This window comes from Armatimonadota bacterium, from assembly GCA_018268395.1.
Lineage (GTDB): Bacteria > Armatimonadota > Fimbriimonadia > Fimbriimonadales > Fimbriimonadaceae > JAEURO01.
In genome coordinates this window covers 416,727-439,109 of record JAFDWQ010000001.1, presented here as the reverse complement: position 1 = coordinate 439,109, position 22,383 = coordinate 416,727, and the positions used below count along the sequence as shown (strand labels likewise).

Annotated in this window: 23 protein-coding genes; 6 read left to right on the top strand and 17 right to left on the bottom strand. The window is 63.0% G+C overall.

Annotation, left to right across the window (positions count from 1 at the left end; genetic code table 11):
• Nucleotides 1–9: 9 nt before the first annotated feature.
• The 3 genes from JST30_01875 to JST30_01865 form a co-directional block, all read right to left on the bottom strand.
• Nucleotides 10–1,356: a M20/M25/M40 family metallo-hydrolase gene (locus JST30_01875; GenBank protein MBS1713065.1), complete on the bottom strand. Its 1,347-nt coding sequence runs from the start codon at nt 1,354–1,356 to the stop codon at nt 10–12.
• 44 nt (nt 1,357–1,400) lie between these two features.
• Complete coding sequence (locus JST30_01870) at nt 1,401–2,054, bottom strand: helix-turn-helix transcriptional regulator (GenBank protein ID MBS1713064.1); 654 nt, start codon at nt 2,052–2,054, stop codon at nt 1,401–1,403.
• 89 nt (nt 2,055–2,143) lie between these two features.
• Complete coding sequence (locus JST30_01865) at nt 2,144–3,265, bottom strand: PD40 domain-containing protein (protein MBS1713063.1); 1,122 nt, start codon at nt 3,263–3,265, stop codon at nt 2,144–2,146.
• A gap of 146 nt (nt 3,266–3,411) precedes the next feature.
• Here JST30_01865 and JST30_01860 point away from each other — a divergent pair, with 146 nt between their 5' ends.
• Together JST30_01860 and JST30_01855 are read left to right on the top strand one after the other, a co-directional pair.
• Nucleotides 3,412–4,353: a hypothetical protein gene (locus tag JST30_01860; GenBank protein MBS1713062.1), complete on the top strand. Its 942-nt coding sequence runs from the start codon at nt 3,412–3,414 to the stop codon at nt 4,351–4,353.
• 62 nt (nt 4,354–4,415) lie between these two features.
• A complete protein-coding gene (locus tag JST30_01855; protein MBS1713061.1) occupies nt 4,416–4,727 on the top strand; it encodes a hypothetical protein in 312 nt (103 codons plus the stop codon).
• A 77-nt stretch (nt 4,728–4,804) separates the two neighbouring features.
• Here JST30_01855 and JST30_01850 read toward each other — a convergent pair whose 3' ends face one another.
• The 7 genes from JST30_01850 to JST30_01820 form a co-directional block, all read right to left on the bottom strand.
• Nucleotides 4,805–5,878 carry a SurA N-terminal domain-containing protein gene (locus JST30_01850; protein MBS1713060.1) on the bottom strand — a complete coding sequence of 358 codons (1,074 nt, stop codon included), beginning with the start codon at nt 5,876–5,878 and terminating at the stop codon, nt 4,805–4,807.
• Nucleotides 5,879–5,989: 111 nt separating this feature from the next.
• Nucleotides 5,990–6,205: a hypothetical protein gene (locus JST30_01845; protein MBS1713059.1), complete on the bottom strand. Its 216-nt coding sequence runs from the start codon at nt 6,203–6,205 to the stop codon at nt 5,990–5,992.
• Nucleotides 6,206–6,209: 4 nt separating this feature from the next.
• A complete protein-coding gene (locus JST30_01840) occupies nt 6,210–6,986 on the bottom strand; it encodes a FliA/WhiG family RNA polymerase sigma factor (protein MBS1713058.1) in 777 nt (258 codons plus the stop codon).
• Between the two features lie 24 nt (nt 6,987–7,010).
• Nucleotides 7,011–7,268, bottom strand: coding sequence for a hypothetical protein (locus tag JST30_01835; protein ID MBS1713057.1), 258 nt, complete (start codon nt 7,266–7,268; stop codon nt 7,011–7,013).
• Nucleotides 7,269–7,477: 209 nt separating this feature from the next.
• Nucleotides 7,478–8,239, bottom strand: a complete 762-nt coding sequence (locus JST30_01830; GenBank protein MBS1713056.1) for an MBL fold metallo-hydrolase — start codon at nt 8,237–8,239, stop codon at nt 7,478–7,480.
• A 77-nt stretch (nt 8,240–8,316) separates the two neighbouring features.
• Nucleotides 8,317–8,679: an adenosylmethionine decarboxylase gene (speD, locus tag JST30_01825; GenBank protein MBS1713055.1), complete on the bottom strand. Its 363-nt coding sequence runs from the start codon at nt 8,677–8,679 to the stop codon at nt 8,317–8,319.
• Nucleotides 8,680–9,328: 649 nt separating this feature from the next.
• Nucleotides 9,329–10,387: a hypothetical protein gene (locus JST30_01820; protein MBS1713054.1), complete on the bottom strand. Its 1,059-nt coding sequence runs from the start codon at nt 10,385–10,387 to the stop codon at nt 9,329–9,331.
• 127 nt (nt 10,388–10,514) lie between these two features.
• Here JST30_01820 and JST30_01815 point away from each other — a divergent pair, with 127 nt between their 5' ends.
• The 4 genes from JST30_01815 to JST30_01800 all read left to right on the top strand — a co-directional run bounded on the left by JST30_01815 (nt 10,515) and on the right by JST30_01800 (nt 15,925).
• The gene (locus JST30_01815) at nt 10,515–12,770 is read left to right on the top strand and encodes a family 20 glycosylhydrolase (GenBank protein MBS1713053.1); all 2,256 of its coding nucleotides are present in this window, start codon (nt 10,515–10,517) and stop codon (nt 12,768–12,770) included.
• Between the two features lie 77 nt (nt 12,771–12,847).
• Nucleotides 12,848–13,165 (top strand): four-helix bundle copper-binding protein, encoded by a 318-nt coding sequence (locus tag JST30_01810; GenBank protein MBS1713052.1) that lies wholly within the window; start codon nt 12,848–12,850, stop codon nt 13,163–13,165.
• An 81-nt stretch (nt 13,166–13,246) separates the two neighbouring features.
• Nucleotides 13,247–14,752, top strand: coding sequence for a glutamine synthetase (locus JST30_01805; protein ID MBS1713051.1), 1,506 nt, complete (start codon nt 13,247–13,249; stop codon nt 14,750–14,752).
• A 150-nt stretch (nt 14,753–14,902) separates the two neighbouring features.
• Entirely contained in the window at nt 14,903–15,925 is a 1,023-nt protein-coding gene (locus JST30_01800) for a photosynthetic reaction center cytochrome c subunit (protein ID MBS1713050.1), read from the top strand.
• Nucleotides 15,926–15,977: 52 nt separating this feature from the next.
• Here the strand turns inward: JST30_01800 and JST30_01795 are convergent, their stop codons facing one another.
• The 7 genes from JST30_01795 to JST30_01765 all read right to left on the bottom strand — a co-directional run bounded on the left by JST30_01795 (nt 15,978) and on the right by JST30_01765 (nt 22,333).
• Nucleotides 15,978–16,538 (bottom strand): redoxin domain-containing protein, encoded by a 561-nt coding sequence (locus tag JST30_01795; GenBank protein MBS1713049.1) that lies wholly within the window; start codon nt 16,536–16,538, stop codon nt 15,978–15,980.
• A gap of 4 nt (nt 16,539–16,542) precedes the next feature.
• Nucleotides 16,543–17,193 carry a TlpA family protein disulfide reductase gene (locus JST30_01790; protein MBS1713048.1) on the bottom strand — a complete coding sequence of 217 codons (651 nt, stop codon included), beginning with the start codon at nt 17,191–17,193 and terminating at the stop codon, nt 16,543–16,545.
• Between the two features lie 8 nt (nt 17,194–17,201).
• Nucleotides 17,202–18,122 carry a transporter gene (locus JST30_01785; GenBank protein MBS1713047.1) on the bottom strand — a complete coding sequence of 307 codons (921 nt, stop codon included), beginning with the start codon at nt 18,120–18,122 and terminating at the stop codon, nt 17,202–17,204.
• Between the two features lie 87 nt (nt 18,123–18,209).
• Nucleotides 18,210–18,533, bottom strand: coding sequence for a hypothetical protein (locus JST30_01780; protein MBS1713046.1), 324 nt, complete (start codon nt 18,531–18,533; stop codon nt 18,210–18,212).
• Nucleotides 18,534–18,574: 41 nt separating this feature from the next.
• Nucleotides 18,575–20,173 carry a DHA2 family efflux MFS transporter permease subunit gene (locus JST30_01775; GenBank protein ID MBS1713045.1) on the bottom strand — a complete coding sequence of 533 codons (1,599 nt, stop codon included), beginning with the start codon at nt 20,171–20,173 and terminating at the stop codon, nt 18,575–18,577.
• Nucleotides 20,170–21,720 (bottom strand): HlyD family secretion protein, encoded by a 1,551-nt coding sequence (locus tag JST30_01770; GenBank protein MBS1713044.1) that lies wholly within the window; start codon nt 21,718–21,720, stop codon nt 20,170–20,172. Before JST30_01770 ends, JST30_01775 begins: the two co-directional genes overlap by 4 nt.
• On the bottom strand, nt 21,713–22,333 hold the full coding sequence (locus tag JST30_01765; protein ID MBS1713043.1) for a TetR/AcrR family transcriptional regulator: 621 nt from the start codon (nt 22,331–22,333) through the stop codon (nt 21,713–21,715). The genes JST30_01770 and JST30_01765 overlap by 8 nt, the downstream gene beginning before the upstream one ends.
• Nucleotides 22,334–22,383 lie beyond the last annotated feature (50 nt).

The window sequence follows — 22,383 nt, the reverse complement described above, 5'->3', positions numbered from 1 at the left end:
GGCGCCGCCTCATAGCCCCTCCTCGGACAAGAGCCAGGCGAGGGTCGCCATTGCAATGGCCCCGAATTCGAGTTCCCTTGGATTGACCTTGTCCAGCGTATCGTTCCGGGAGTGATGGTAGTCGAAGTAGCGCTGGTTTTCAGGCTCCAACGAAAAGAGGGCCGTCCCGAGCGGCCCCAGAGGTGCGATGTCGGCGTCGCCGCCTCCCTCGGTGATGCGCGTGATGCCCAGATTTTCCAGGTGGGGTAACCATTGCCTGGCGCGCTCAAGGGCGAACGGCGAGGCCCCGAAGGCCCGCGGCATGAAGCCTCCGCTATCGGACTCGATCGCTGCCGTGTGCTGCTCCCGGGCCGTTTTGGCCCTTGCAGCGTAGGCCAATGCTCCGCGCAGCCCGTTCTCCTCGTTCATGAACGCGACGGCGCGGAGCGTTCGCTTCGGCTTGAGACCGAGCTTCTTGATCAGCCTCAAAGCTTCAAGGGCTTGCGCGATGCCCGATCCGTCGTCGTGGGCCCCCACGCCCAAGTCCCAACTGTCCAAGTGGCCGCCCAGGACGATCACCGACTCCGGATTCACGGATCCGCGGATCTCACCCGCCACGCTCGCCGAAGGGACGTCGGGCAGCGTCTTGCACGAGAGTTCGAGCCGCACTTTGACCCGGCCTTTCTTTAAAGCGGCGGACAGGCGATCGGCGCTTTGGATCCCTAAGGCTGCGGCGGGGATCTTCCGGCCTTCTCCGTACCGCATCGCGCCGGTATGCGGCTCGTCGTCCTTGGCGAGGGTCATCGATCGGACGAGGACGGCGACAGCCCCGGACTGAGTTGCGGCCATCGCTCCACCGACGCGCTGGTCGACCGCACCGCCATAGGCCTCGAAGGTGTTCGACAGCTTCGGGTCGAAGCCACGGTTGAAGAACACGATCTTTCCTTTGCCCCTAACTCCCAGCTTTTCGGCTTCCGCCAGGCTCCTGACTTCGACCACCTCGGCCGTAACTCCTCCCTTCGGAGTGGCGACGCTGCCCCCCAGGGCGCAGAGATTGAGCTTCGATCGCCGACCGAGGTGCGACAACCATCCGGACTCCTTGTCGCCACGGACCCAACGGGGGACGGTACAGGGCACCTGGTGCACGTCCGTCAAGCCGAGAGTCTTCATCTTGGTCTCGGTCCAAAGGACAGCTTTCGCAGCCCCTGGGGAGCCGCTGAGCCGAGGACCGACTTGAGCCGTCAACTCGGACAAGAGCGAAAAGGCGCCGAGGTCGGTCAAGCCCTGCGATCGGAGCTTCTCCAGCGTCGGCCCCTGGTCGGAACCTGCAGACACGGACAAAGAAACGAGAGCGACGAGGCCGGGGAGCAAGCCCATAGGACGAGGTTACACCTCGAGCGGCCCCGTCCGCCCTTCGGACTTCAGTCGTCGTCCCGATTCGGCCGGCGGCCGTTTCCAAGCGGTTTCTTGTTCAGGACGCGCCGGCACTCCCCTATCGAGGGGCTCATGTACACCCAGACGTTCGTCCTTGTGCCGTCGGGCTGTTCGAGGCCCTCGATCTGCCGCAGCGCCTCTGACAAGATCGCCTGGGCTTTTTCAGCGTTCGAGGCGTCCAACCGGACGACGGACTTGATAAAACGGGCGAACGGTCGGAGTTCCGGGCCGTCGTTGAGAACGGCGCCTGCCAGCGCCCGCTCCTTGGACACCGCGCGCATCATCGAGTCGAACCCTCGGTTCATCTGCTCCTGATACTCGGGCGGGACAGGGCGAGGCAACGTCAAGTTCGATATTCCGGCTTGGACATAGGCTTCCTCGAGCCGCGAGCGACGCTTTCTGTGTTCGACGGGCAACAACAAGCCGACTCGGACGAGTTCGTTGATATGGTAGCGGACGGTTTGGGCGGACTTGCCGACGGCCGACGCGATGTCGCGGGCCGACATCGGCTCGTCCCAGGTGAACGTCCAGAAGATTTCGGACCGTACGGCCGAAGCGATGGCCGTGATCTGATCTTGGTCGAAGTAGAGGACGTCGACCTGCCCCTCCCATTGCGGTGTGTCGGGCTTCTTAAGGGTCAACAGTCTCTTTGACGCCGTTCGGCGCGATCCTGCTTAACAGTCCCGCCCGCAAGAAAGGCCAGGGGCGCGACGACGCCCCCGGCCCGATCTCACTCGGCCCAATCGGCTACGAAGATGTTGGTCTCGTGGGGGACGGACCCGAACCTGTTGCTGGCGAAGACGACCTTCTTGCCGTCTCGGGAGAACATCGGGAACCCGTCGAAGTCAGGCGTCCACGTCACCCGGCTCAAGTTCGAGCCGTCCTTGCGGACGAGGTAGAGGTCGAACTCACGACCTTTCGGGTCTTCGAAATTGCTGCAGAAGATGATCCGCCGGTTGTCCGGCGCGATGAAGGGGGCGAAGGAGGCCCCGCTCAGGTTGGTCACTTGCCGGTTGTGCCGCCCCATCGCGTCCATGATCCAGATGTCCATCCTCTTCGGTCGGACGAGGTGCTGGGCGTGAAGGGTCTCGTAGTCCCGCTCGTCCTGTGCGTTCTCGAACGGTCCGCGGCGGTAGACGATCGATTTGCCGTTCCAACTGACGAACGGGCCACCGTCGTAACCCTTCGCGTCCGTCAATCGGCGGATGCCGGTGCCATCGGCGTTCGCGCGATAGATGTCGATGTCGCCGTCGAAATCTCCGGTGAAGGTGATGAAGCCCCCCTTCGGAGACACCGTCGTCTCAGCTACGTAGCCGTCCTTCTTGATCACGGTCCTCAACGCCATCCGCGCCTTGGTGTTCGGCGAGGGGCCAAGCCGCTGACGGTACAGAGCGAAGTCGGGATTGACCCTCCAAACGTACCCCTGGCTCATGTCGACAGGCGCCTGGGCACCTTTGTTCCGTTCGTGCGTGCTACTGAAGTACAGCCACTGCATGTCGGGAGAAAAGTAGCTGCACGTGCACCGACCGAGTCCGGTGCTCATCAGGGTCTTGCCGCTTCCGTCGGCGCGCATTACGACGACCTGCTCGTCCGGCCACTGGGGCTGCCGGGTCTGGAACGTGATCCACTTTCCGTCCGGACTCCAGTAGGCTTCGGCGTTCTGGCCCCCGAACGTGAGCTGCCGGATGTTCTTCAGATGGATCTCGCGAGGGTCGGACGGCCTCGCCTTACGGGCGGGCCAAGACTCGAACGGGTCGGCCTTCTGTGGCACAGGCCCGAGGACGAGGTCCGCAAAGTCTTCGCTGACTGTGCCTCCGGGGACGAGGCTGAACGTGAGAAGGGCGGCGAACATGGAGTCAGGTTACCGGTGCAGTCCGGCCAGATTTGGGTCAGGACGCCCAATCTTGCCGTCCGTGTCCCCATTAATTGGGACACCGGCGTCCGGTCTGAGAGGGTCCGTCCGTCAGGTTCGCGTCCCGGTATCCTCCCCGCCGTCCCATGAGCGAGCGGCTTTTCTCACAGTCCACCGGCATGTTCATCGCCGAAACCCATACCGACGGCATGACGTGGTTCTTCTCGGTCGACCGGTTCCTGGTGGAAGGGAAATCCCAGTACCAGCAATACCAGATCGTCGAAATCCCGGTCTTCGGGAAGACGCTCTTCCTGGACTACAAGATCCAGAGCAGCTTGCTCGACGAGTACGTCTATCACGAGAGCATGGTCCAGCCGGCCATGGTCACGCACCCCGGTCCCAAGAAGGTGCTCGTGTGCGGTGGAGGCGAAGGGGCCACGTTGTGGCAAGCGCTCCAGCACTCGACCGTCGAGGAAGCCCATATGATCGACTTGGACGAGGAACTGATCCGATGGGTCAAGGTCCATATGACCGAATGGCACAAAGGCTGTTTCGACGACCCGCGCGTGACCTTGAAGCACCAGGACGCGAGGGCATGGGTCGAAGACCACAAGGGATACGGTTACGACGTCGTCCTCAGCGACCTGCCTGGCCCGCACGAAGGTTCGCCCGCGAGGATGCTCTACACCAAGGAGTACTTCAGCCACATCGCCGACGCGCTCTCGGACGACGGCCTCTTCGTGCTCCAAAGCGGGGCGTGCAACGAGACCTATCCGTACCTCTACGCTCAGATCCACGCGACCCTCGATGCGATGAAGGACGTCTTCCCGGTCGTCAGAGGCTACTACGGGCTGGTGACGACGTTCCAGATGCCGTGGGGCTTCATCTTGGCCAGTAAGAAGCACGACCCGTTGGCTCTGTCCCAAGACGAGATCGCCGCACGGTTACAGTCCCGAGGCGTCACGAACCGTTACGCGACGCCGAGGTTCCTGCCCTCGATGTTCGTGTTGCCCGAGTACATGCTTCGGGCGATCGAGCGGCACGGAAAGGTGTTGACGGACTCTGAACCGTTCCTTTGGACGGCTTGACGAGCGCGTCGGACGGACAGGGGCCGGCACGCGGTCGGTCGTGGTAACCTCGGGCCTGGACAATGAAGTTCCGCAAGATCTACTGGGTCACCGAACAACTTGGGTCTGACCATTCGTCGAAGGTGTGCGGCGTTTTCACCTCGATCCACGACCTCACGGCAAAGGGAGTCCAGTGGATGGACGGCTGCGACCTTCGCGACGGGTTTCGGCTCAACCTGGTGCAACTGGATTCGGACAAGACGCCCCTCGGTTGTTGGCGTTCGCCCGACTTCTCCGGCCTGGAGTCCGACCTCCAAGACTACGTGAAGACCGACGAGATGAACGCTCAAGACGTCGAGCAGATGTGTTCGGAGCTCCGAGCGTTCTTCCGGTAGCGCAAAACCGCTGACCAAGCACAAAGACGAGCGGCGCTTCCTTTGGGGAGGCGCCGCTCGTTCGTCGTCGCCGGGGATCAGTTCCCAGGTGCGCCGGGGACCATGTTGGTACCGCCGCCGCTCGTCGACGTCGTCGGCGCGGCCTGCTTGCCGCTCTGCTCGGCCTGCTTCTTCAGCATTTCGGTGAAGTTCTTCCAGGCGTCCTTGAGGGATTCTCGCCGGATGACGATCTCGCTGGTCCGGACGCGGTCGACCAAGCGGCTGCGAAGGTCGTTGGCCTTGTTCCCGCGCTGGAGGGCGAGGTTGCGTCGGACGTTTTCTTTTCGCGCGCTCGTGATCTCCATCTGCTTCTCGGCGTACTTCTTATCGACGTGGAACTTGGCGATGCCTTCGGTGAACCGGATCCAGTCCGTCGCGGCGCCTTCCTTGGTGGCTTCGATCGCCGTCTTCAACTGTGGAGCCATGCCCGTGATCGGCAACGGGCCGCGCTCGGGCATGTATTTGCCCTTCAGCATCGGGGCGCTGGACGCCTGGCTCAGTTCGATCGCGACGTCTTCGAACTTCTTACCGGACTTCAAGGCGGCGTCGATCTGAGCTTTGCGCGCGTCGGTGGTCGCGAGGACCCAGCTCAGTTCGACCGTCGCCGGCATGACGAAGGCCTTCGGGTTCCGCTTCAGCCAGGAATCGACTTCTTCGTCGGTGACTTTGATGCCTTTCGTGACGAGCCCTTCTTGAAGGAGCGAGAACCGGATCTCGTCCTTGATCTGGGCGATGGTCATGCCTTTCTTTTGATAAGCGGCCAGGAAGTTCTGGTCCAAATCGGTCTGGAACTTGAGTTCGTCCTCCACCTGTTTGTCGGTCGGATAGACGTTCTCGTCCTTCGCCATCTGGGTCAGGATCGTGCGGGACACGAGGTCTTGGATCGCCTGGAAGGCGAGGGTGTCCGCCACCGGGAGTTCGACGACCTGGCCTTGGATCATGACGCGGGCGGTCGGTTTGACGGCCAGGTACGTGTTGAACTGGTCGACTGTGATCGAATCGCCTTCGACGGTGGCGAGAATATCGTTGCTGGCGCCGGAGCCGCCGCCGCATCCCACGGCACCTGTAAGGATTGCCAGGGCCAGCGTGGTCAAAATCGTTCGTCTCTTCATGGTCGTTGTCTGGTCGCTCACGTCAGGATGAAGGGCCATGCTACCCGTTTGAGCCTAGGTCGGCTTGGCCAAGAGGATCAACAGCGGAACGGCAAGATGCGTGCCTGAACGTCAGGCTTGTAGGTCGATTCCGTGCCCGTCGTCGTCCGCGACGTCCTCGTCGCCCTGGGTTTCCAACTGATCTTCCGCATCGTCGAGGCCGGTCTCGTCCTCGTCCTGGTGCCTAGCCGGCTTGGCCGGCTTCTTGTTCCGGTCGCTGGTCGGGCGGACCGCGTTCCTGTAGAGACCGCCAGGATCCGGGCCCCGGACTGGGGTGAGACCGTCCATCGTCTTATGCCACTTGTGCGGCCCCTTGGTCCTTCATGAAGCCGCGAAGGCGGCCCATGGCTTGCGTGTGAAGCTGGTAGACGCGGCTCTCGCTGACGCCCAAGACTTTGCCGATCTCCTTGAAAGTCAGGCCTTCGAAATAGTACAGGGCGACCACGAGGCGCTCGCGCTCGGGAAGGTTGTCGACGCCTGCCGCCAGGATCCGGCGCAGGTCTTTACCTTCGACCTCGCCACCCGGGTTGGCATCCTCGTCCACGATCATCTCGATGAAGTGGATGTGGTCGTCGCCGTCGCTCGAGCCTCCGATGACGTCGTCGAGGCTGTACACGTTCGTCCGTCCGGCGCGGACGTGAAGGTCGTCGACCTCTTCGTCGGAGATCCCGAGAAAGTCTGCAAGTTCTCGGTTCGTCGGCGGACGGCCGAACGACGTCTCGAGCTTTTGCTGGGCGCGCTCTAAAGCCTTCAGCTTCTCGCGGATCGAACGCGGAACCCAATCCTCGTCCCGCAGCATCTCCAAGATCGCGCCGCGGATCAAGGCGATCGCATAGGTTTCGAACTTGACGTCGCGCGCCGGGTCGTACTGGTCGACGCTTTTGATCAGACCGACGACGCCCGCGCTTACGAGGTCTTCACGGTCGAGACCGCCCGGGATGTTGGTCACGAGCCGTCCGGCCGTGATCTTGACGAGATAGGAATAGTGGTTGATCAACCCGACGCGAGCGTTGGGGTCTTTGTAGACCTTATATTCGATCCAGCTGCGTTGAAGTTGTTCTTGGGACAATGGCATGTGATGTATGTTCTCCGTTCACGCCGCGAGAGGTTCCTCGTCGGTTTCTGCGGCGTCCGCTAGGCCAGGCTCCAGACCGCCTTCCATCCCGACGTTTTCGGACGGTAGAAGGGCGCACCAGACACTTGCGAGGATCCGTCCGATGAGGAACGCTGCGCCCCCCCGAAGGGTGCAGGTCGCTGGATCGACTCCGTTGACCAGTGACGTTGCCAGCGCGGCCAAAGCCATGGTCGCCGCTACGAACGTGGCGAGGACCGGCGTCGGCTTCTTCTTCACTCAAAGACCCTCTCTTGTCCTTATCGGTACTTTCCACAGGCCCCTTTAGGGAGACCTTGCGAAATCGGTCGAAGTTTTCGAACCTGGATCCTTACTGAGGAACCTTACGTTCGAAACGGTGTCGAACATTATACGACACCGGTCTCCGGAACCGAAGAAAACAACAGAATCGCGCGCTTTGGCCCACGAAGCGACGGCCGGAGACCGGCTCATAGGGGGATGCGCAATCCGTCATAAGCCAGCTCGATACCGGGCGGAAGAGCCCTGTTCGTCTCGTCGTGGTCGTAGTCGTCGCTCAAGTGCGTGAAGTACGTCCGGGTGGCACCCAAGGCCAACGCGACTTCGACCGCCTTCTCATAGTGGAAGTGGTTCGGATGGGGCCGGTAGCGTACAGCGTCGAGCACCAGCGTGTCCAAGCCGGTCAAATGGGGCCAGACGTCTTCTGGGATGCGGCTGACGTCGGTCACGTAGGCGAACCCGCCGACCTTGACCGCCATGACGGGCATCGGTCCGTGCTCGACCCAGTACACCTGGATGACCATGCCGCCGAGTTCGAGGATCGGACCCGGTTCGCGCATGTCGAACCTCGGTACCCAGATCCCCTCCGGAAAGTCCTCGAAGGCGTAGGGAAAGATGCGCCGTACGTCCTCTTGGTACCTCGCCGATGTATAGACAGGCATGGCGCGGCCGTACTTCAGGCACAGGGTCCGGAGGTCGTCCATACCCATGACGTGGTCCGCATGGGAGTGGGTGATCAAGACGGCTTCCAGGTCGAAGACCTGCTCCCGAAGCAACTGCAACCTCAGTTCGGGGGGACAGTCGACGAGGACGTTTCCTGTCGGTCCTTGAAGCAACAGGGCTGGGCGGGTGCGATGGTTCTTGGGATGAGCGAGGAACTCGGGCGGATAGACCTTGCCAAGGGTGGGGACGCCGTTGCTCGTGCCCGAACCCAGAACCACGGCTTCAGCCATGGCGTTCAGGCTACCTTCGGACACAAGAAGGGCGTGGTCCGGGGCATTCGCCCGAAACCACGCCCGTTAGAGGGCCTTCAGCCCTCGACTTCGCTTTGGATGCCGCGTCGGACGACGAGGAACTTGATCTTCGAGGGACGGAACCGTTCCCGCAGGACGTCGACGGCGCGGTCGACATGGACGGTGCCGCCACAGTAGAACAGGTCGACGGCGGCATAGCCGTGCTCGGGCCAAGTGTGGACGGTGTAGTGCGACTCTTGGATGATCACGGCCCCGGAGACGCCCCACGGCTTGAACTCGTGGAATGATTCCGCCACGACCGTCGCCTTGCTCTCGACGGCGGCGGTGCGCATGGCCGTCCCGACGGACGACTCCTGTTCGAGGCTCCGCTTGTCACATCCGAACAATTCGATGAGGACGTGCGACCCGAGCGAAGGCATCTGACCGGGCTCGAAGGGAAGCCCTTCGGAGTCTTTGCCGAGCCACGCGCGGAAGGACTCGGCGTCCTCGCTGTGGATGAGCTGCCATCCGGCGTCGTTGACGATCGTCGGAGGGTCCGCGACGATTTTCGCGGGTTCGGTCCGTCTGAACAATCGCGTCAACCAAGACTTGGAGCCTTGGGCGAGGGGGACGACAGCGGCGGCCAGTGCCGCGCTAACCATAGTTGCCATTGAAGTTGCCAATCAAGTTTTCCTCCCAGGAATTTCCTTTCTCCGGCCTTTGAGGGCCGGGAGAGACCCGACCGAACGACTCAACGGGACGCCTGCAGGCCGTTCGTTAACCCGACAAGCTGTGGCACCGCCGTACGTTACGCACCTGTACCCCAGCCTGTTCCGACCGCGATTCCGGTCGGATGGCGTTCCGGTTGTTGGCGCCGGCTACCGGTCACCCGATGGCTGATGGCGCAAGGGCGTAGGATACCGTCGGACGTTTCCACTGTCAAGGTGGAAAACTTCGAATGGACCCTTTTGACCCCTCTCCATCGACGATGGGACAAGGCAGGGGGTTCCGTGCCCGGGCCGAACGCCTCCTGCAGACGGTCGGGGGCCAAGCCCTCTCGGGCTTGGCCCCCGACCTGGCGCGCCGCGTCTACTCGGCAGGCCGTCGTTCCAACTTTGCCTCGGTCAGGGGCTCGAGGAGCCTGCCCGACGAGTCAGGGGTCGGTTTCGAGAGCTTGACCGGCTTCGACGTCGCGTTATAACGCTCCATCAGGTAGTCCAAAGACTGAGCGGCGCCGGACGTGTTCCGGAAGCACAGGTAGTAGTTGCCTGCGGGCAAGCGATACTCGGCTCCACCCGGCTGGTCTTCGGTCGGAGACGGGAAAGAGTAGTCCGTGTAGTACTGGAAGCTCCCGCCGTTCTGAAAGGCCGACAACTGGGATTCGTTGACGACGTAGATCTCGAGGCCCGTGTTGCACCCGTCGATGAAGTACCGGACTCCGTCCTGGACGGTGAAGCCCTGCCAAAGCTTGCCTCCCGATGCCAGGGACTTCACGCCGCTGACGTAGTAGTCGATGAAGTTCAGGTTCGTCGTGTGCTTTTGGAGGTCGAGCTCGATCCTCATCGTATTGCTGGAGTTCGAAGTGTTCCGCATGCCCAGGTAGTACGTTCCTGGCCCGAGCGTGACGGACTGGTGGCCGGACGAGTCTCGGTGGATCGCATAACCGGAATAGGCGCCGAAGTTGACGAACGATTGGACGGTGTCCGGAGTGACGATCGCCATCGATCCCGAGTACTGACCGACGCACCGGAAGATGAACGTGGTCGTACCCGAGACGGTGAACGGCTCGGCCAGCGACTGTCGGGAAGACAGGTTCCGTTGCAGGAACGTGAAGAAGTTCGAGTCGATCGTCCCGTTCGAGCCACCGGTCCCGCCCGTCGTCCCGCCTGTGCTGCCGCCGGTCGTTCCTCCGGTCGTCCCGCCTGTGACGCCTCCGGTCGTCCCTCCGGTCGTCCCTCCGGACGTCCCGCCCGTCGTCCCGCCGGACGTCCCTCCGGACGTCCCGCCCGTCGTCCCGCCGCCAGAGGAGCCGCCCGTCAGCCCTCCGGACGAACCGATGTCCTCTCCGCCGCATCCGCTCGCCGTGATCAGAAACAAGGACGCTGCGAAGACGAGCACGGTCAGCAGCGTATGTCGTGAATGTTCCATTTTGGATTCCTCGATTGACGGAAACCCACGAGCAGGGGCGGACCTAACACGAGACCCTTGAAATGACCGGGAGGATCGTCCGGACGCCCGTCGGAAAGGCGACTTGTGGCCTCGGTAGAATCCGACCATGCTCTGGACCGTGACCCTGTTGGCTTCGACCCTGACGATCGCGCCGCGCGAACCTGCGCTGGTCCCGCGCCCGGTCGAGTCCCGGTTCACGGGCGGAACTCCGTTCGTCGTCACGGACCAGACGCGCCTGATCTCCGATTGTGCGGCCACGAAGCACTTGAAGGCGATGTTCCAGAAGGCGGCCGGGTTCAACCTCGAGGGCTCGGGGCGAAAAGGCACGATCGTGTTCCGCCACAAGAAGGATACGGCGCGCCTCCGTCCGGACTGGTACTGGCTCGACGTGCGGCCGGGCCAAGTCTTGGTCGAGTACTCGAGCGAGAGCGGAGCGTTCTATGCAGTCCAGACCCTCCGTCAGCTCCTTCCCGAACAGATCGAGTCGCCGAAACCGGTCAAAGGCGTCACGTGGTCGCTGCCCGCCTGTTCGGTCAGCGACGGCCCGAGGTTCGGTTGGCGCGGCATGATGCTCGATGTTTCCCGGCATTTCTTTCCGGTCTCGTTCATCAAGCGGCAGTTGGACACGATGGCCCTCCTCAAACTGAACGTCTTCCACTGGCACTTGGTCGACGACGGCGGTTGGCGGATCGAGATCAAGAAGTATCCGAAGCTGACGTCGACGGGGGCTTGGCGTGTCGACACGGGCGAAGTCTGGCCCGGCGGGGAATGGAACTTCGGCAACATTCAGATCTGCGGCGACCAGGCGCCCAAGAAATACGGTGGCTTCTATACGCAAGAAGACATCAAGGAGATCGTCCGGTACGCGGCCGACAGGCACATCACGGTCGTTCCGGAAATCGAACTGCCGGGCCACTCCCTCGGAGCGGTCGTCAGCTATCCCGAACTGAAGTGCCTCAATGTCGGGCCACCGGCCAAACCGGGGCAGTCCTTGAGCAACGTGTACTGCGCGGGCAACGACGCGGCCATCACGTTCTTGGAGGACGTGTTGACCGAGACATTGGCCTTGTTCCCCTCGAAGTTCGTCCATATCGGAGCCGACGAGGTCGAGAAGAAGCACTGGCGGGCGTGCCCGAGGTGCCAAGCCCGGATGAAAGCGAACGGGCTAAAGGACGAAAACGAGCTTCAGAGTTGGGTCGTTCGCCATTTCGACACGTTCCTCTCCGACCGCGGCCGCAGGCTCGTCGGTTGGGACGAAATCCTGGAGGGCGGGTTGGCGCCTGGAGCGACGGTCATGTCGTGGCGGGGTGTGCAAGGCGGCATCGACGCGGCGAAACAAGGGCGGGACGTCGTGATGTCGCCGACGAGCCATTGCTACTTCGACTACAGCTACCAGGCGATCCCGACCCAACACGTTTATGCGTACGACCCTGTCCCGGCCGGACTCACGCCGGAGCAAGCCGCGAGGGTTTTGGGAGGACAGTACAACGTCTGGGCCGAGTGGATCGCCACGGAAGCGCGCAACGAGGAACTGCAATACCCGCGCGCCCTGGCCATGGCGGAAGTCCTTTGGTCGCCGAAGGAGGGTCGGAAGTGGTCCGAGTTCAGTCCAAGGATGACTTCGTTCCTTCCCCGGCTCGACGCGCTCGGTCTGAACGTCCACGTCTCCGAGCCTGAGGTCGACGCCACCGCCGTGTTCTTCTCAGGGCGCACGACGGTCAAAGCCAAAGGGGGAGGCCCCGGCAGGACGTTGCGGTACACCATGGACGGTTCGGTCCCGAACGGGAAGTCGCCCGTCTACCGGAACGGCGTGACCGTTACAAGGCCGACGACCGTCACGTTCGCGTTCGTGAACAAAAGGGGCATCGCAGGCCCGGTCTCGCGCGTCGAGTGCCGGAACCCCCGGAACAAAGACCTCGGCCCTCTGACTCCGGGCCTTCGGGCGGACACATACCTCTTGAACGGGGAGCCGTCCCGGCTGCCCGACCTCAAGACGATGAAGGCGTCAGGCACGTCGGTGACGTCGGTCTTCGATCAGGCCGTCCGGCCGAGGCCGGCCCAGTTCGCCGTGCGCTGGAGCGGGATACTTCGGGTGCCGGAGACAGGCGCCTACAACTTCTATCTGACGAGCGACGATGGTTCGAGGCTGTGGCTCGACGACGCCCTGGTCGTCGACAACGACGGCCCCCATGGCGCGGTCGAAAAGTCCGGCAGGGCGTGGTTGGAAAAGGGCGACTACCGGGTCGACGTCCGGTGGTACGACCAGGGCGGGGCCAACAGCTTTAAGTTCGAGATGGCCGCTCCCTCAAGGCCGAAAGCTCCCGTTCCGGAGACCTGGTTGTTCCGGACGGCGGGTGCCTGACGTCCCAGGCCGGCGTGCACGGCCCTTTCGGCGGCGTCCTAGCAGGTGTCCGGTCTTCGGGCCGGAAAGGAACCAAGATGGCCGTCGCCCAAGAACTCGACCGATGTATCGATCTTTGCACCCGGTGCGCCCAGGAGTGCCACGAGTGTGCCGACGAATGCAGGGACATGGAGGGCATGGAAGACTGCGTCCGAGCCTGCGACCTCTGCGCTTCGACCTGCGAAACGTGCGTATCGACGATGCGCTCCGGCTCCAATGCCATGTGCGCGGATTGTGCCCGCGAGTGCGACGCCTGCGCCGCCGAGTGCCGTCGCCATGGGCACGAGGCTTGCCAAAGGTGCGCGGACATGTGCGGAGAATGTGCGGACCAGTGCCGCAGGTCAATGGCCGCCTAGGGACATACTGATCGCAATAAGCATAAATCTGGCCTATTCAAACATTAATATGGCCAGATTTATGCTATCATTGCATTCGTCATGGTCTCCGATCCGTTGCGCCGCTCGATCGATTCTCTCGGTGCGTCTCTCACCGACGGCCCCTACAAGCCGACAAAACCCCTCCGTCATTTTCTTGAGATCCCGTACGAGGAGCTTGAGGAGCTCAATCTGGAGGCCAAGGCCAAACAGTTGGCGCGCACGCCGGCGGAGACGCTCCAGAACCACTACTTGAAGTATTTGGGGGACACGAAGGAGATCAAGGCCGTCACGGTCTGCTTTACGGACATCGAGGGCCGGTTCCACACGCTCGACTACGACAAAAAGTTCCTCCTCAAGAGCCACGACAACCTGACCTTCGACGGCTCGTCCATCCGCGGTTTCAGCGTCGTCAACGAGTCCGACCTTCGTCTCGGGATCGATTGGGGCAGCTTCCGCTGGCTCCCGAGCGACATTTTCGGCCCGGGCAAGGTCGTGGTCTTCGGTTTGATCCTCGATAAGGACGGCTCACCCTATCCGAGCGACATGCGCGGCCGTCTCAAGGAGTTGGGAGACGAGTTGGCGAAGAAGAAGATGACGGCCAACGTCGCGGTCGAATGCGAGGGATTCCTCTTCGCCGGCCTCAACGCCGAACAAGAGTACAACAGTCGCGACGGCTTCGCACCCGTCCACAGCGGCGGGTATTTCAACAGCCTTCCCAACGACCCGCTCAAGCTCTTCATCGACCGTCTCGCGGAGTGTCAGCGCGCCCTAGGGTTCGAGAACGAAAAAGACCACCCCGAAGTCGCCCCGTCTCAGTTCGAACTGAACTACTCCTATACCGAAGCGCTGATCGCGGCCGACCAGCTCCAACTTTACAAGCTGACCGCGCGCCAAGTCGCGGCGAACATGGGGTGCACGGCGAGTTTCTTGCCCAAGCCGATCGCGGGGATCAACGGGAGCGGGATGCACACGAACATCTCGATCAGCAAGGACGGCGACAACCTGATGTACGACTCCAAGGGCGAGGACAACCTTTCCAAGTTCGGTTGGGACTTCATCGACCGCCTCCTGAACAGCGCGAACGACATCTGTCTGGTGCTGAACCCTTCCGTCAACGCGTACCGAAGATTGGACCCGCACTTCGAGGCTCCCAACCAGATCAAGTCCTCGGCCGTCGACCGCACGTCGATGGTCCGCATCCCGCTCGGGAACAAGAAGTCGGCGCGTATCGAAGTCCGGACCGTCGCTCCGGACGCGAACCCGTACATGGCGTTCTATACGCTCGTCAAGACAGGGCTGGAAGGGCCGATGACGGAGAAGATCTCGAGCGAAGAGCGCAGGACGCGCACGCGCTACCTTCCTGGCAACATCTACGATGCGATCCGGCACTACAAGGGGTCGGGTTTCGTGGCCCAGATCTTGGGCGAAGAGACCAAAGAGAAGTTCATGGAGCGAAAGGAACTCGTCGCCGAGCGGTCTCCGAAGGAACTCGGCTCGCTGATCAAGACGACGGAGATCCTGTTCCACCACGAAGTGACGAACCAGTACCTTTGGTCGCGGTTCTAACGAGCGCTCAGTGGCGAGCTGAATCCTGGCCCCTTCGACTCGACGGTCGAAGGGGCCGACGTCTTCCGGAGCGAGTCCGGGGACGCGAGACCTGGAACCGGCAGCGTCGGTGCGCACCGCTCGGCACGTTCCGAGCGTCATAATCGCCGCATGTTGAAAGCCCTCGTCCTTGCTTTAGGGGCCCTGCCCTTCGTCGCCGCGTTCCAAGACGGGGCCAAGCCCGCTCAAGAGCAGACCGCCGAGCAGGTCTACAAGAACATCGTCGTGTTCAAGGGTGTCCCCGCCAAAGACCTGATCCCTGCCATGGAGTTCATGTCCGCTTCGATGAAGATGGAGTGTACGGGCTGCCACGAAGCCGACTTTTCGACCGAGACCCGGATGAAAGAAAAGGCGCGGGAGATGGTGCTTCTCCAGCGCGACATCAACGACAAGCATTTCCGGGGAAGACTCGAGGTCACGTGTATGACCTGCCACAACGGCCACGAGCATCCGGCCACGGTGCCGGTCCCTGAGGGCGTCTCCCTGCGTCACGTGGGTGGAGGGACGGGCGACAAGGCCGAAGACCTCTTCAAAAAGCACAGCGATGCGGTCGGAAAGGTGCCGAAGCAGTTGACGTTCAAAGGGACGATGACGGCCCCGCTCGGCGAACGCCATGCCGAGACGAAGACGCCGATCGAGCTTGTGCAAGCTGAAGGCGGGAAATTCGCTTTGACGATGTCGATCGGTAAGTCCGGGTCGGACGGAAAGCAAGTGTGGAAGGACGGCGCCGTTCTCACCGATGAGCCGGCTGCGATCTTCGGCAGGCTGGGCCGCTCGTGGCGCGGGGCCGGAGCGTTCGACGGCTACACCCGCACGACCGTCGTCGGCTATGAGACGGTCGGCGACGTCGAGACCGTGGTCGTCCGTGGGACGCGCCCAGGAATGCCTTCGACCGAGGAGCTCTACTTCGATACGAAGTCGGGTCTCTTGGTGCGGATGGTGAACATCACGCGAAGCTCGATCGGAGCCGTGATTTCGGTCTACGACTACTCGGGTTATAAGGCGGTCGACGGAGTGCAAGTCCCGATGAAAATCACGGCCACGTGGGCCGCGGGCGACAAGTGGGTCATGGAGTACGAATCGGCGAAGACGTCGGAGAAAGTCGACGACAAACTCTTCGCTCCAGGGAAGTGAGGCGCGGATCCGGCCGGACGCGTGTCCGGCCGGATCCTGCGAAAGGAGCCGTTCAGAGCGAACAGCCTGACTGCTTCTTCTCAGGAAAGAGCTTCAGGTCGGGCTTGACGGTCGGGCCGCCATGGCCCGGGAGATCGGCGAAGATCTCTCCGATCGTGGCTCGGGAATAGCCTTCCCACTGCTTGGCCACGCGCTTGTCCTTACCGCAGATCAGCACGCTATCGAGCGAGTGCTTGGCGCCGAAGGCTTCGATGGCCTTCGAGTCCTTGTCGGAAAGGAGCGGGAACGTCAGTCCCAACGTCTTGGCGTAGGTCTTGGCCGTCACGGGGTCGGTGTTGATGACGCCAAGGACGCGCGCTTTCGTCCCCATCAACTTGGAGACGCGGTTCCAGTCCGGAGCGGCCTTCTTGTTGTGGGGGCATCCGTGGGCGATGAACACGATCACGGTCGCTTTGTCGGCGATGTTGCCCTGAGTGTACTGTTGACCGTCAGTCCCGCGGAGCGAAAACGACGGTAAGTCCTTGCAGGCGCACTCCTTTTCCTGATCGAAAGCCAGGGACGGAGCGACACAAGCCAGGGCGGTGGCGATGACGAGTAGGGTTTTGGTTCTCATGGTCTTAGTCGAGTGGGAAGCTGCAGCCGGAAGTCAGTTTTTCCGGTGCCGGTCGGGTGTCGAGTTCGCGCTCCGGCACGCCGCCCAGTTTTGCGACGAGGGAGCCGAGTTCGATCAACATGGATTTGGAATAGCCGGGATAGGCGGCCGCGATCCGGCCGTCTTTGTCGACGAGCGTGGAGTAGACGCCCCGTTCGGCCGAGTAATCCCGTATGACCGTCATCGTCGGGTCACAGAGGACGCGCATGTCGCCACCGACGGTCTTGGACCAAAGGGAGGCGGTCTCCCGGTCGGCGTTGATCACTGCGACGGCCGAAAGCACGTCACGGTAGCGCCGGTAGACCCTGTCCAAGAACGGCTTGGCGCCGAGGCAGCACGGACACTCCTTCTCCACGAAGAAGATCAGGAGTGGCTTGCCGGCGGACGCTTGGGACAGCGTCCACGGCTTGCCGTCCAAGCCTTCGAGACGAAAGTCAGGGGCGACCGTTTTCGAGAGCGCGTCGGCGGCCTCGGTCATGGCAGGCGTGACCGGATGTTCCTTCTGGGCGCGGAAGGTCATGGACCGTTCGTGCCGCCGGTCTGGGACAAGGAATAACGCTCCGGTCGCGATCACGGCGGCGGTCAAGGCGGCGAAGAGGATTTTGGGCGTGCCCATGGCCGCCTTCAGAACCTCCCCGAAACAGAAACGAAGAACACGGCCCGTTCGGTCTGGTCTCCATAGAGGCCCTTCATGAAGGGCACCTGGACGGACGCGGTCAATGCCGTCTTGTCCGAGAGCTTATGGTTGTAGCTCAAGGCAGCGTAGTTCAAGTGTCCGCCCGAGTCCTCGTCGTCGAGGCCGTTTTCCCGGTCCTTTCCGGCGAACCGACCGACGAGTTCGGCCGAAAGCGTTCCCTTCCCCGTGACCTGCATGGCGTAGCCCAGGTTGTAGAACAGGACGTTCCCGTACTTGAATCCGAACTTGTTCTCCTGGTTCGCACGGTATTTCACGCCGCCGAACCAAATGTTGCCGGGCCGGGTCTCGTCTTCCATCGAGAAGAGGAGTCCGAACGCGACGTCGGTCGTGCCGGACCCTGGCTGGAGATGGTCTTCGAGCCGTGCGCCTTCGGAATCCCTCTTGTCGTTCTGGCCCGACGGGAGTTTTAGGTCGAATTCGAACGCGGTGACGACCTTGTTCTTCTCGACGACTGGGAGCTGGATCGTCAGTCCGAGGACGATGTCGCCCATCCCGGACGCCTTCTCCGTCGGCCCGTCGTCCATGCGGATCGACTTATGGACAAAAGGCACACTGACCGTCGCCATGACCGAACTGTTCAGGCCGTAAGACGCCTCGATGCTCGTCTGCTGGAACGTCTCGAATTCGCGGGCCTCATGAGCGGGGCCCTCCTCCTCTTCGTCGTGATGGGCGGCGTTCGACTTCGAGAACGTGAGATAGGTGATACCGACGACACCGTGCCGTCCGTGAAGGGTCTGGGCGCCGAAACCGTGGATCGCGGCTCCGAGCGAATGGGCGATGCACACCGAACAGGCGTGGGCGGACAGGGGTGCTGCCAGCGCTGAAACGAGGACAAGTTTTCTGATCATGTGACGGTCGAAGTCCCGTAACGGACAGTCAGGCCGCCCGGACAGGGCGACTGGAGGAAAGGCGGACGGCGCCTTGGGATCCGGGGGTCACACGACCGGTGGGGGGATAAGGACGTCCCGGGGCCGTGACACGAGCGGACGTCCGTCTCGGGACACGCCTTGGTCGACGGCACGGAGCCACGGGAACACGAGCGGGGTCTCGGCGGTCCATTCTATGGCGACGACGGTGACGGCTGCGTCCTGTGCGGACTTCGTCTTTTCCGCGCACCGGCACTGGACCATTCCGCTGTCCTTCTTCGAATAGACCGGGCAACGCTTCCCGTCAGGCGTGACGGGCGAGGTGCGCAAGATTCCCGCGGTCCCGATCAGGAACGCGAGCATCCAACTCAGCCAAGGCCAGGCCTTTCGCATTGCCGCACGTCTACTTTACACCGTCCGCCGGAAACGGCCCGTCAGTGGGCCTCGACGGCGGCCGCTGGCCCCGGTGCGTCTTTTCGGTTCCTGAGCACGAGAATCGCGGGTGACGCCACGACGGAGACGATCAGGATGAGCAGGAACGCGGAGTTGTAGGCCTTGGTCGCGGCCTCGGTCATCAAGGTCCGGTCGATGAGAGCGTAAGCGGCTTGAGTGGCCTTCTCCGGAGGGACGCCCCGTTGGGCCAAGGCATGGGTGGCGGCCCCGATCCGCTGGACTGCGGCCGGGCTCGAAAGATTGACGTGCTCGACAAGTCCGGCCCGGGCGGTGTGGAGCTGCTGGGTGACGAAGCTCCCGATGGCCGCGATCCCGAAGGAGCCTCCCAGTTGGCGCGCCAGATTGAGCAGGCCCGATCCTTGGGCGATCTCGGCTCCGCGCAACGACGAGAACGCGGCCAGGTTGATCGGCACGAACAGCATTCCCAAGCCCAATCCCCGGAGCAACAAGGGGCCGAGGACGTTGTCGTACCCCGCCATCGACGGCATCGTCGACATGGCCGACATCGCGACACAGTAGACGCCGAGCCCCGCGACGATCGAGACCTTCGGGTCGAAGACCGGTTTCGCCCCACCGAGGAGCCGACCCGAGAGCACGGCCGCGAACCCCGTCATGATCCCCCCTGGAAGCAGCGTCAAACCTGTTTGGGTCGGTGTGAGACGCATGACGTTCTGAGCGAACATCGGATAGATGAAGACTCCGCCGTACAGGCCAAAACCGAGGACTATGAAGAGGACGAGGGCCGCAGAAAGGTCGCGGTTCTTGAGGACTTTCAGCCCCACGACCGGAGTCGCGTTCTTCGGGGACAACTGCCACCACACGAACGTCGGAAGGACGGACACGGCCACGACGGTAAGCCAGCCGATGACCGGACTTTCGAACCAGGCCTTGGCGTTGCCCTCTTCAAGGACGTACTGGAGGCACCCGAGCCCGACGGCTAGCATTGCGATCCCGACCCAGTCCACTTTGTCGACGCGCATCCCGTAGCGCGAGTCCTTGAGGAACGAGAAGACGAGAAGGAACGAGACGATGCCGATCGGCAGGTTGATCAGAAAGATCCAGTGCCATCCGAAGTTGTCGGTGATCGAGCCGCCGACGGTCGGTCCGATCGTGGGGGCCACGATGATCCCGAGCATATAGACGGACTGGACCAGACCCTGCTGTTCGCGAGGAAAGATCTCTCGGATGGTCGCCTGGGCCGTCGAGAGGAGGGCCGCTCCTCCGGCGCCTTGTACGATGCGCCAGAGCACAAGGGCTTCGAGCGATCGCGACGTCCCGCAAAGGACGGACGCCCCGATGAACACGAGGATGGAAGCGCTGAGGTACAGCCTCCTTCCGAACCTTGAGGCCAACCACGCCGTCAACGGAAGGACGATGACGTTGCTCAAAATGTAGCCCGTCGAAATCCAACCGACTTCCTCGGTCGTGGCGCCGAGGTTTCCCGCGATCTGAGGCATCGAAACGTTGACGATCGTCGTGTCGAGGACCTCCATGACGGCTGCCGTGATCAGGCCGACGAGGATCCACCACCGGTAAGGGTTCAGCGGTTCTTCCGCCAGGGCCTCGGCGGCCTGGCTCATCGGACTTCGACCGTGGCGACGACCGACATTCCGACCCTGAGCCTGCCCTCGGCGCCCGTACTGGGCGACAGCTCGATGCGCACCGGGATGCGCTGCACGACTTTGACGAAGTTCCCCGTCGAATTGTCGGGAGGAAGGAGCGCGAACGTCGCGCCCGTCGCCGGGGACAGGCTGGCGACCCGTCCTTCGAACTTGGCGCCCGGCAGGGCGTCGACTTCGATCTCGACCTTGTCCCCTTCCTTCATCCGACCGACTTGCGACTCCTTGAAGTTCGCGACGACGAACGGCGCTTCGGACGGGACGATGTAGAGTAAGGGCGTCCCGACCTGGACGCTCGATCCGACTTCAATGGAGCGCCGGCTCACCCGCCCGTCGGCCGGCGCATAGACCGTGGCGTGCTCCAGATCGATCTCGGCCGCGCGAAGTGCGGCACGGGCCTGTTCGACCTTGGCAGCCGCCTGTCGCTGGTCGGCCCGCATCTTGTCGACGTTGAGGTCCAGGGCTTGAGACGCTTGCGCTTGGCCCTTGGCCGTTTCGGCATGGGCCATGGCGGTCTGCAACCGTGAGCCGGTCGCCGACGCCTGAAAACGCGCGACGTTGACGTCTTCGAGGACCGAATCGGCCTTCTGTCGGGCCGTCCCGATCCGGATTTGAGCCTGGTCGACACCCGACCGGGCTGCGGCGATGGCCGCTTGTGCCGACTTTAGTGCAGCGTCTTTGGAACCGACCGTGGCCGTGGCCATCGACCGGTTGCTTCTCATGGACACGACGTGCTGCTCGGCCGTCGTCGCGAACGCCTCGGCGTTGTCCAGGGCCTGCCTGCTCTCTGCGCCTTGTTCGAACAACGCACGGACGCGCTTCAGTTGCCGTTGCGCCAGTTGTCCCTCGGCAAGGGCGGTGTTCAAAGCGGCCTCGGCCTGGCTCACGGCGGAGACGGCCCATCGGCTTTCGGCTTTCGCGGATTCCAGGGCGGCTTCGGCTCGGGCCAAGGCCTCGACGGCGACCTTGCGGTCGATTTCGGCAGCCTGGACGTCGGACTGCGCGGCCGCCGAGCGGGCTTGAAGCCCCTTGACCGTGGCCTCGGCGGCCCGGGCCGCGGAACGGGCCGCCCCGATATCGGCTCCTGCTTCCCCTAACCCGCCGGACGCGGTGGCCTGGCTCGCCTGGGACGAAGCGGCGGCATAGGCGACGCCGGCACCTGCGGCCACGGCGTCGGCCTCGGCCGCCTTCACGTTGGCTCGGGCCAGTTCGACCGCGGCTTGGAGTTTGTCCTTGTCCAAACGGATCAGGGGCTGCCCCCTTTTCACGGCCTCGTTTTCCTGGACGAGCAACTCTGCGACGGTGCCGCTCACCAGGGGGGACACGAGTACGACGTCGCTCGCGATCTGGGCGTTGTCGGTGCTCTCGTGGTTCCTCGACCACAAAGCGTTTCTGACGAAGAACCCTCCGGCGATCAGGACGATGACGGCGACGACGACCGGCCCGACCTTCCGTCTTGAAGACGCGGGCCCGCTCCCGGTCACGGCAGGAGCCGTGTCTTCAGCCATGGCGGACCTCCACGGCCCGGGTCAACATTTCCGCGAGCCCCTCAGCCTGTCGAAGGACGGCCGGCCGGTCGCCGATCTGGTCGGGCCGGATGCTGTACGGGAGGAGGGAGTTCGTCGCGAGGACCATAGTGCGCGCGTCTTCGATCGGGTCGTCGCTGGCCAGCGTCCCCTCGACGGCTCCTTCCCGGACCAGATCGGCGACGTATTCGGCCTCGCGCTCGTGGAACGCCCTCTTCTTCTCTTCAAGTTGCGGCTTGAGGCTGGAGAGGGCCTCGTCGAGGCTCCGCCGGTGCCGGGAAAAGACGTCGAACCGCAACATCACGCGGCGGACCAAGAACTGCCGGAGCGCGACCCTTGGCGTCTCGCCCGGCTTCCGAGCGGTCGCGTCCGTGAAGAGATGTTCGTGCAGAGACCGGAGCCAAGCCAGACCGATCTCCTCTTTGCTCTCGAAGCGAAGGTAGACGGAGCCTTTGCCGATCCCGGCCTCCTGGGCGATGTCTTCGATGGTCGTCTTCTTGTAGCCGTACCTTTCGAAGAGGGCGGCCGCCGTGTCCAAGATGCGGGCCCTTTCGGCGTCCCCGTCCGGCGTCGTGACTGCTTGACTGAGTTTCACTTTTGGTCATTATTATTGACGATCGGGTCAAGATCGTGAAGGGCCGTCCG

What these genes read in the sequence shown, in the direction of transcription:
- JST30_01875 (MBS1713065.1), bottom strand. Translation starts at nt 1,356, where the DNA reads ATGGGCTTGCTCCCCGGCCTCGTCGCTCTCGTTTCTTTGTCCGTGTCT.
- JST30_01865 (MBS1713063.1), bottom strand. Translation starts at nt 3,265, where the DNA reads ATGTTCGCCGCCCTTCTCACGTTCAGCCTCGTCCCCGGAGGCACAGTC.
- JST30_01860 (MBS1713062.1), top strand. Translation starts at nt 3,412, where the DNA reads ATGAGCGAGCGGCTTTTCTCACAGTCCACCGGCATGTTCATCGCCGAA.
- JST30_01855 (MBS1713061.1), top strand. Translation starts at nt 4,416, where the DNA reads ATGAAGTTCCGCAAGATCTACTGGGTCACCGAACAACTTGGGTCTGAC.
- JST30_01850 (MBS1713060.1), bottom strand. Translation starts at nt 5,878, where the DNA reads ATGAAGAGACGAACGATTTTGACCACGCTGGCCCTGGCAATCCTTACA.
- JST30_01845 (MBS1713059.1), bottom strand. Translation starts at nt 6,205, where the DNA reads ATGGACGGTCTCACCCCAGTCCGGGGCCCGGATCCTGGCGGTCTCTAC.
- JST30_01830 (MBS1713056.1), bottom strand. Translation starts at nt 8,239, where the DNA reads ATGGCTGAAGCCGTGGTTCTGGGTTCGGGCACGAGCAACGGCGTCCCC.
- speD (MBS1713055.1), bottom strand. Translation starts at nt 8,679, where the DNA reads ATGCCTTCGCTCGGGTCGCACGTCCTCATCGAATTGTTCGGATGTGAC.
- JST30_01820 (MBS1713054.1), bottom strand. Translation starts at nt 10,387, where the DNA reads ATGGAACATTCACGACATACGCTGCTGACCGTGCTCGTCTTCGCAGCG.
- JST30_01815 (MBS1713053.1), top strand. Translation starts at nt 10,515, where the DNA reads ATGCTCTGGACCGTGACCCTGTTGGCTTCGACCCTGACGATCGCGCCG.
- JST30_01810 (MBS1713052.1), top strand. Translation starts at nt 12,848, where the DNA reads ATGGCCGTCGCCCAAGAACTCGACCGATGTATCGATCTTTGCACCCGG.
- JST30_01805 (MBS1713051.1), top strand. Translation starts at nt 13,247, where the DNA reads ATGGTCTCCGATCCGTTGCGCCGCTCGATCGATTCTCTCGGTGCGTCT.
- JST30_01800 (MBS1713050.1), top strand. Translation starts at nt 14,903, where the DNA reads ATGTTGAAAGCCCTCGTCCTTGCTTTAGGGGCCCTGCCCTTCGTCGCC.
- JST30_01795 (MBS1713049.1), bottom strand. Translation starts at nt 16,538, where the DNA reads ATGAGAACCAAAACCCTACTCGTCATCGCCACCGCCCTGGCTTGTGTC.
- JST30_01790 (MBS1713048.1), bottom strand. Translation starts at nt 17,193, where the DNA reads ATGGGCACGCCCAAAATCCTCTTCGCCGCCTTGACCGCCGCCGTGATC.
- JST30_01785 (MBS1713047.1), bottom strand. Translation starts at nt 18,122, where the DNA reads ATGATCAGAAAACTTGTCCTCGTTTCAGCGCTGGCAGCACCCCTGTCC.
- JST30_01780 (MBS1713046.1), bottom strand. Translation starts at nt 18,533, where the DNA reads ATGCGAAAGGCCTGGCCTTGGCTGAGTTGGATGCTCGCGTTCCTGATC.
- JST30_01775 (MBS1713045.1), bottom strand. Translation starts at nt 20,173, where the DNA reads ATGAGCCAGGCCGCCGAGGCCCTGGCGGAAGAACCGCTGAACCCTTAC.
- JST30_01770 (MBS1713044.1), bottom strand. Translation starts at nt 21,720, where the DNA reads ATGGCTGAAGACACGGCTCCTGCCGTGACCGGGAGCGGGCCCGCGTCT.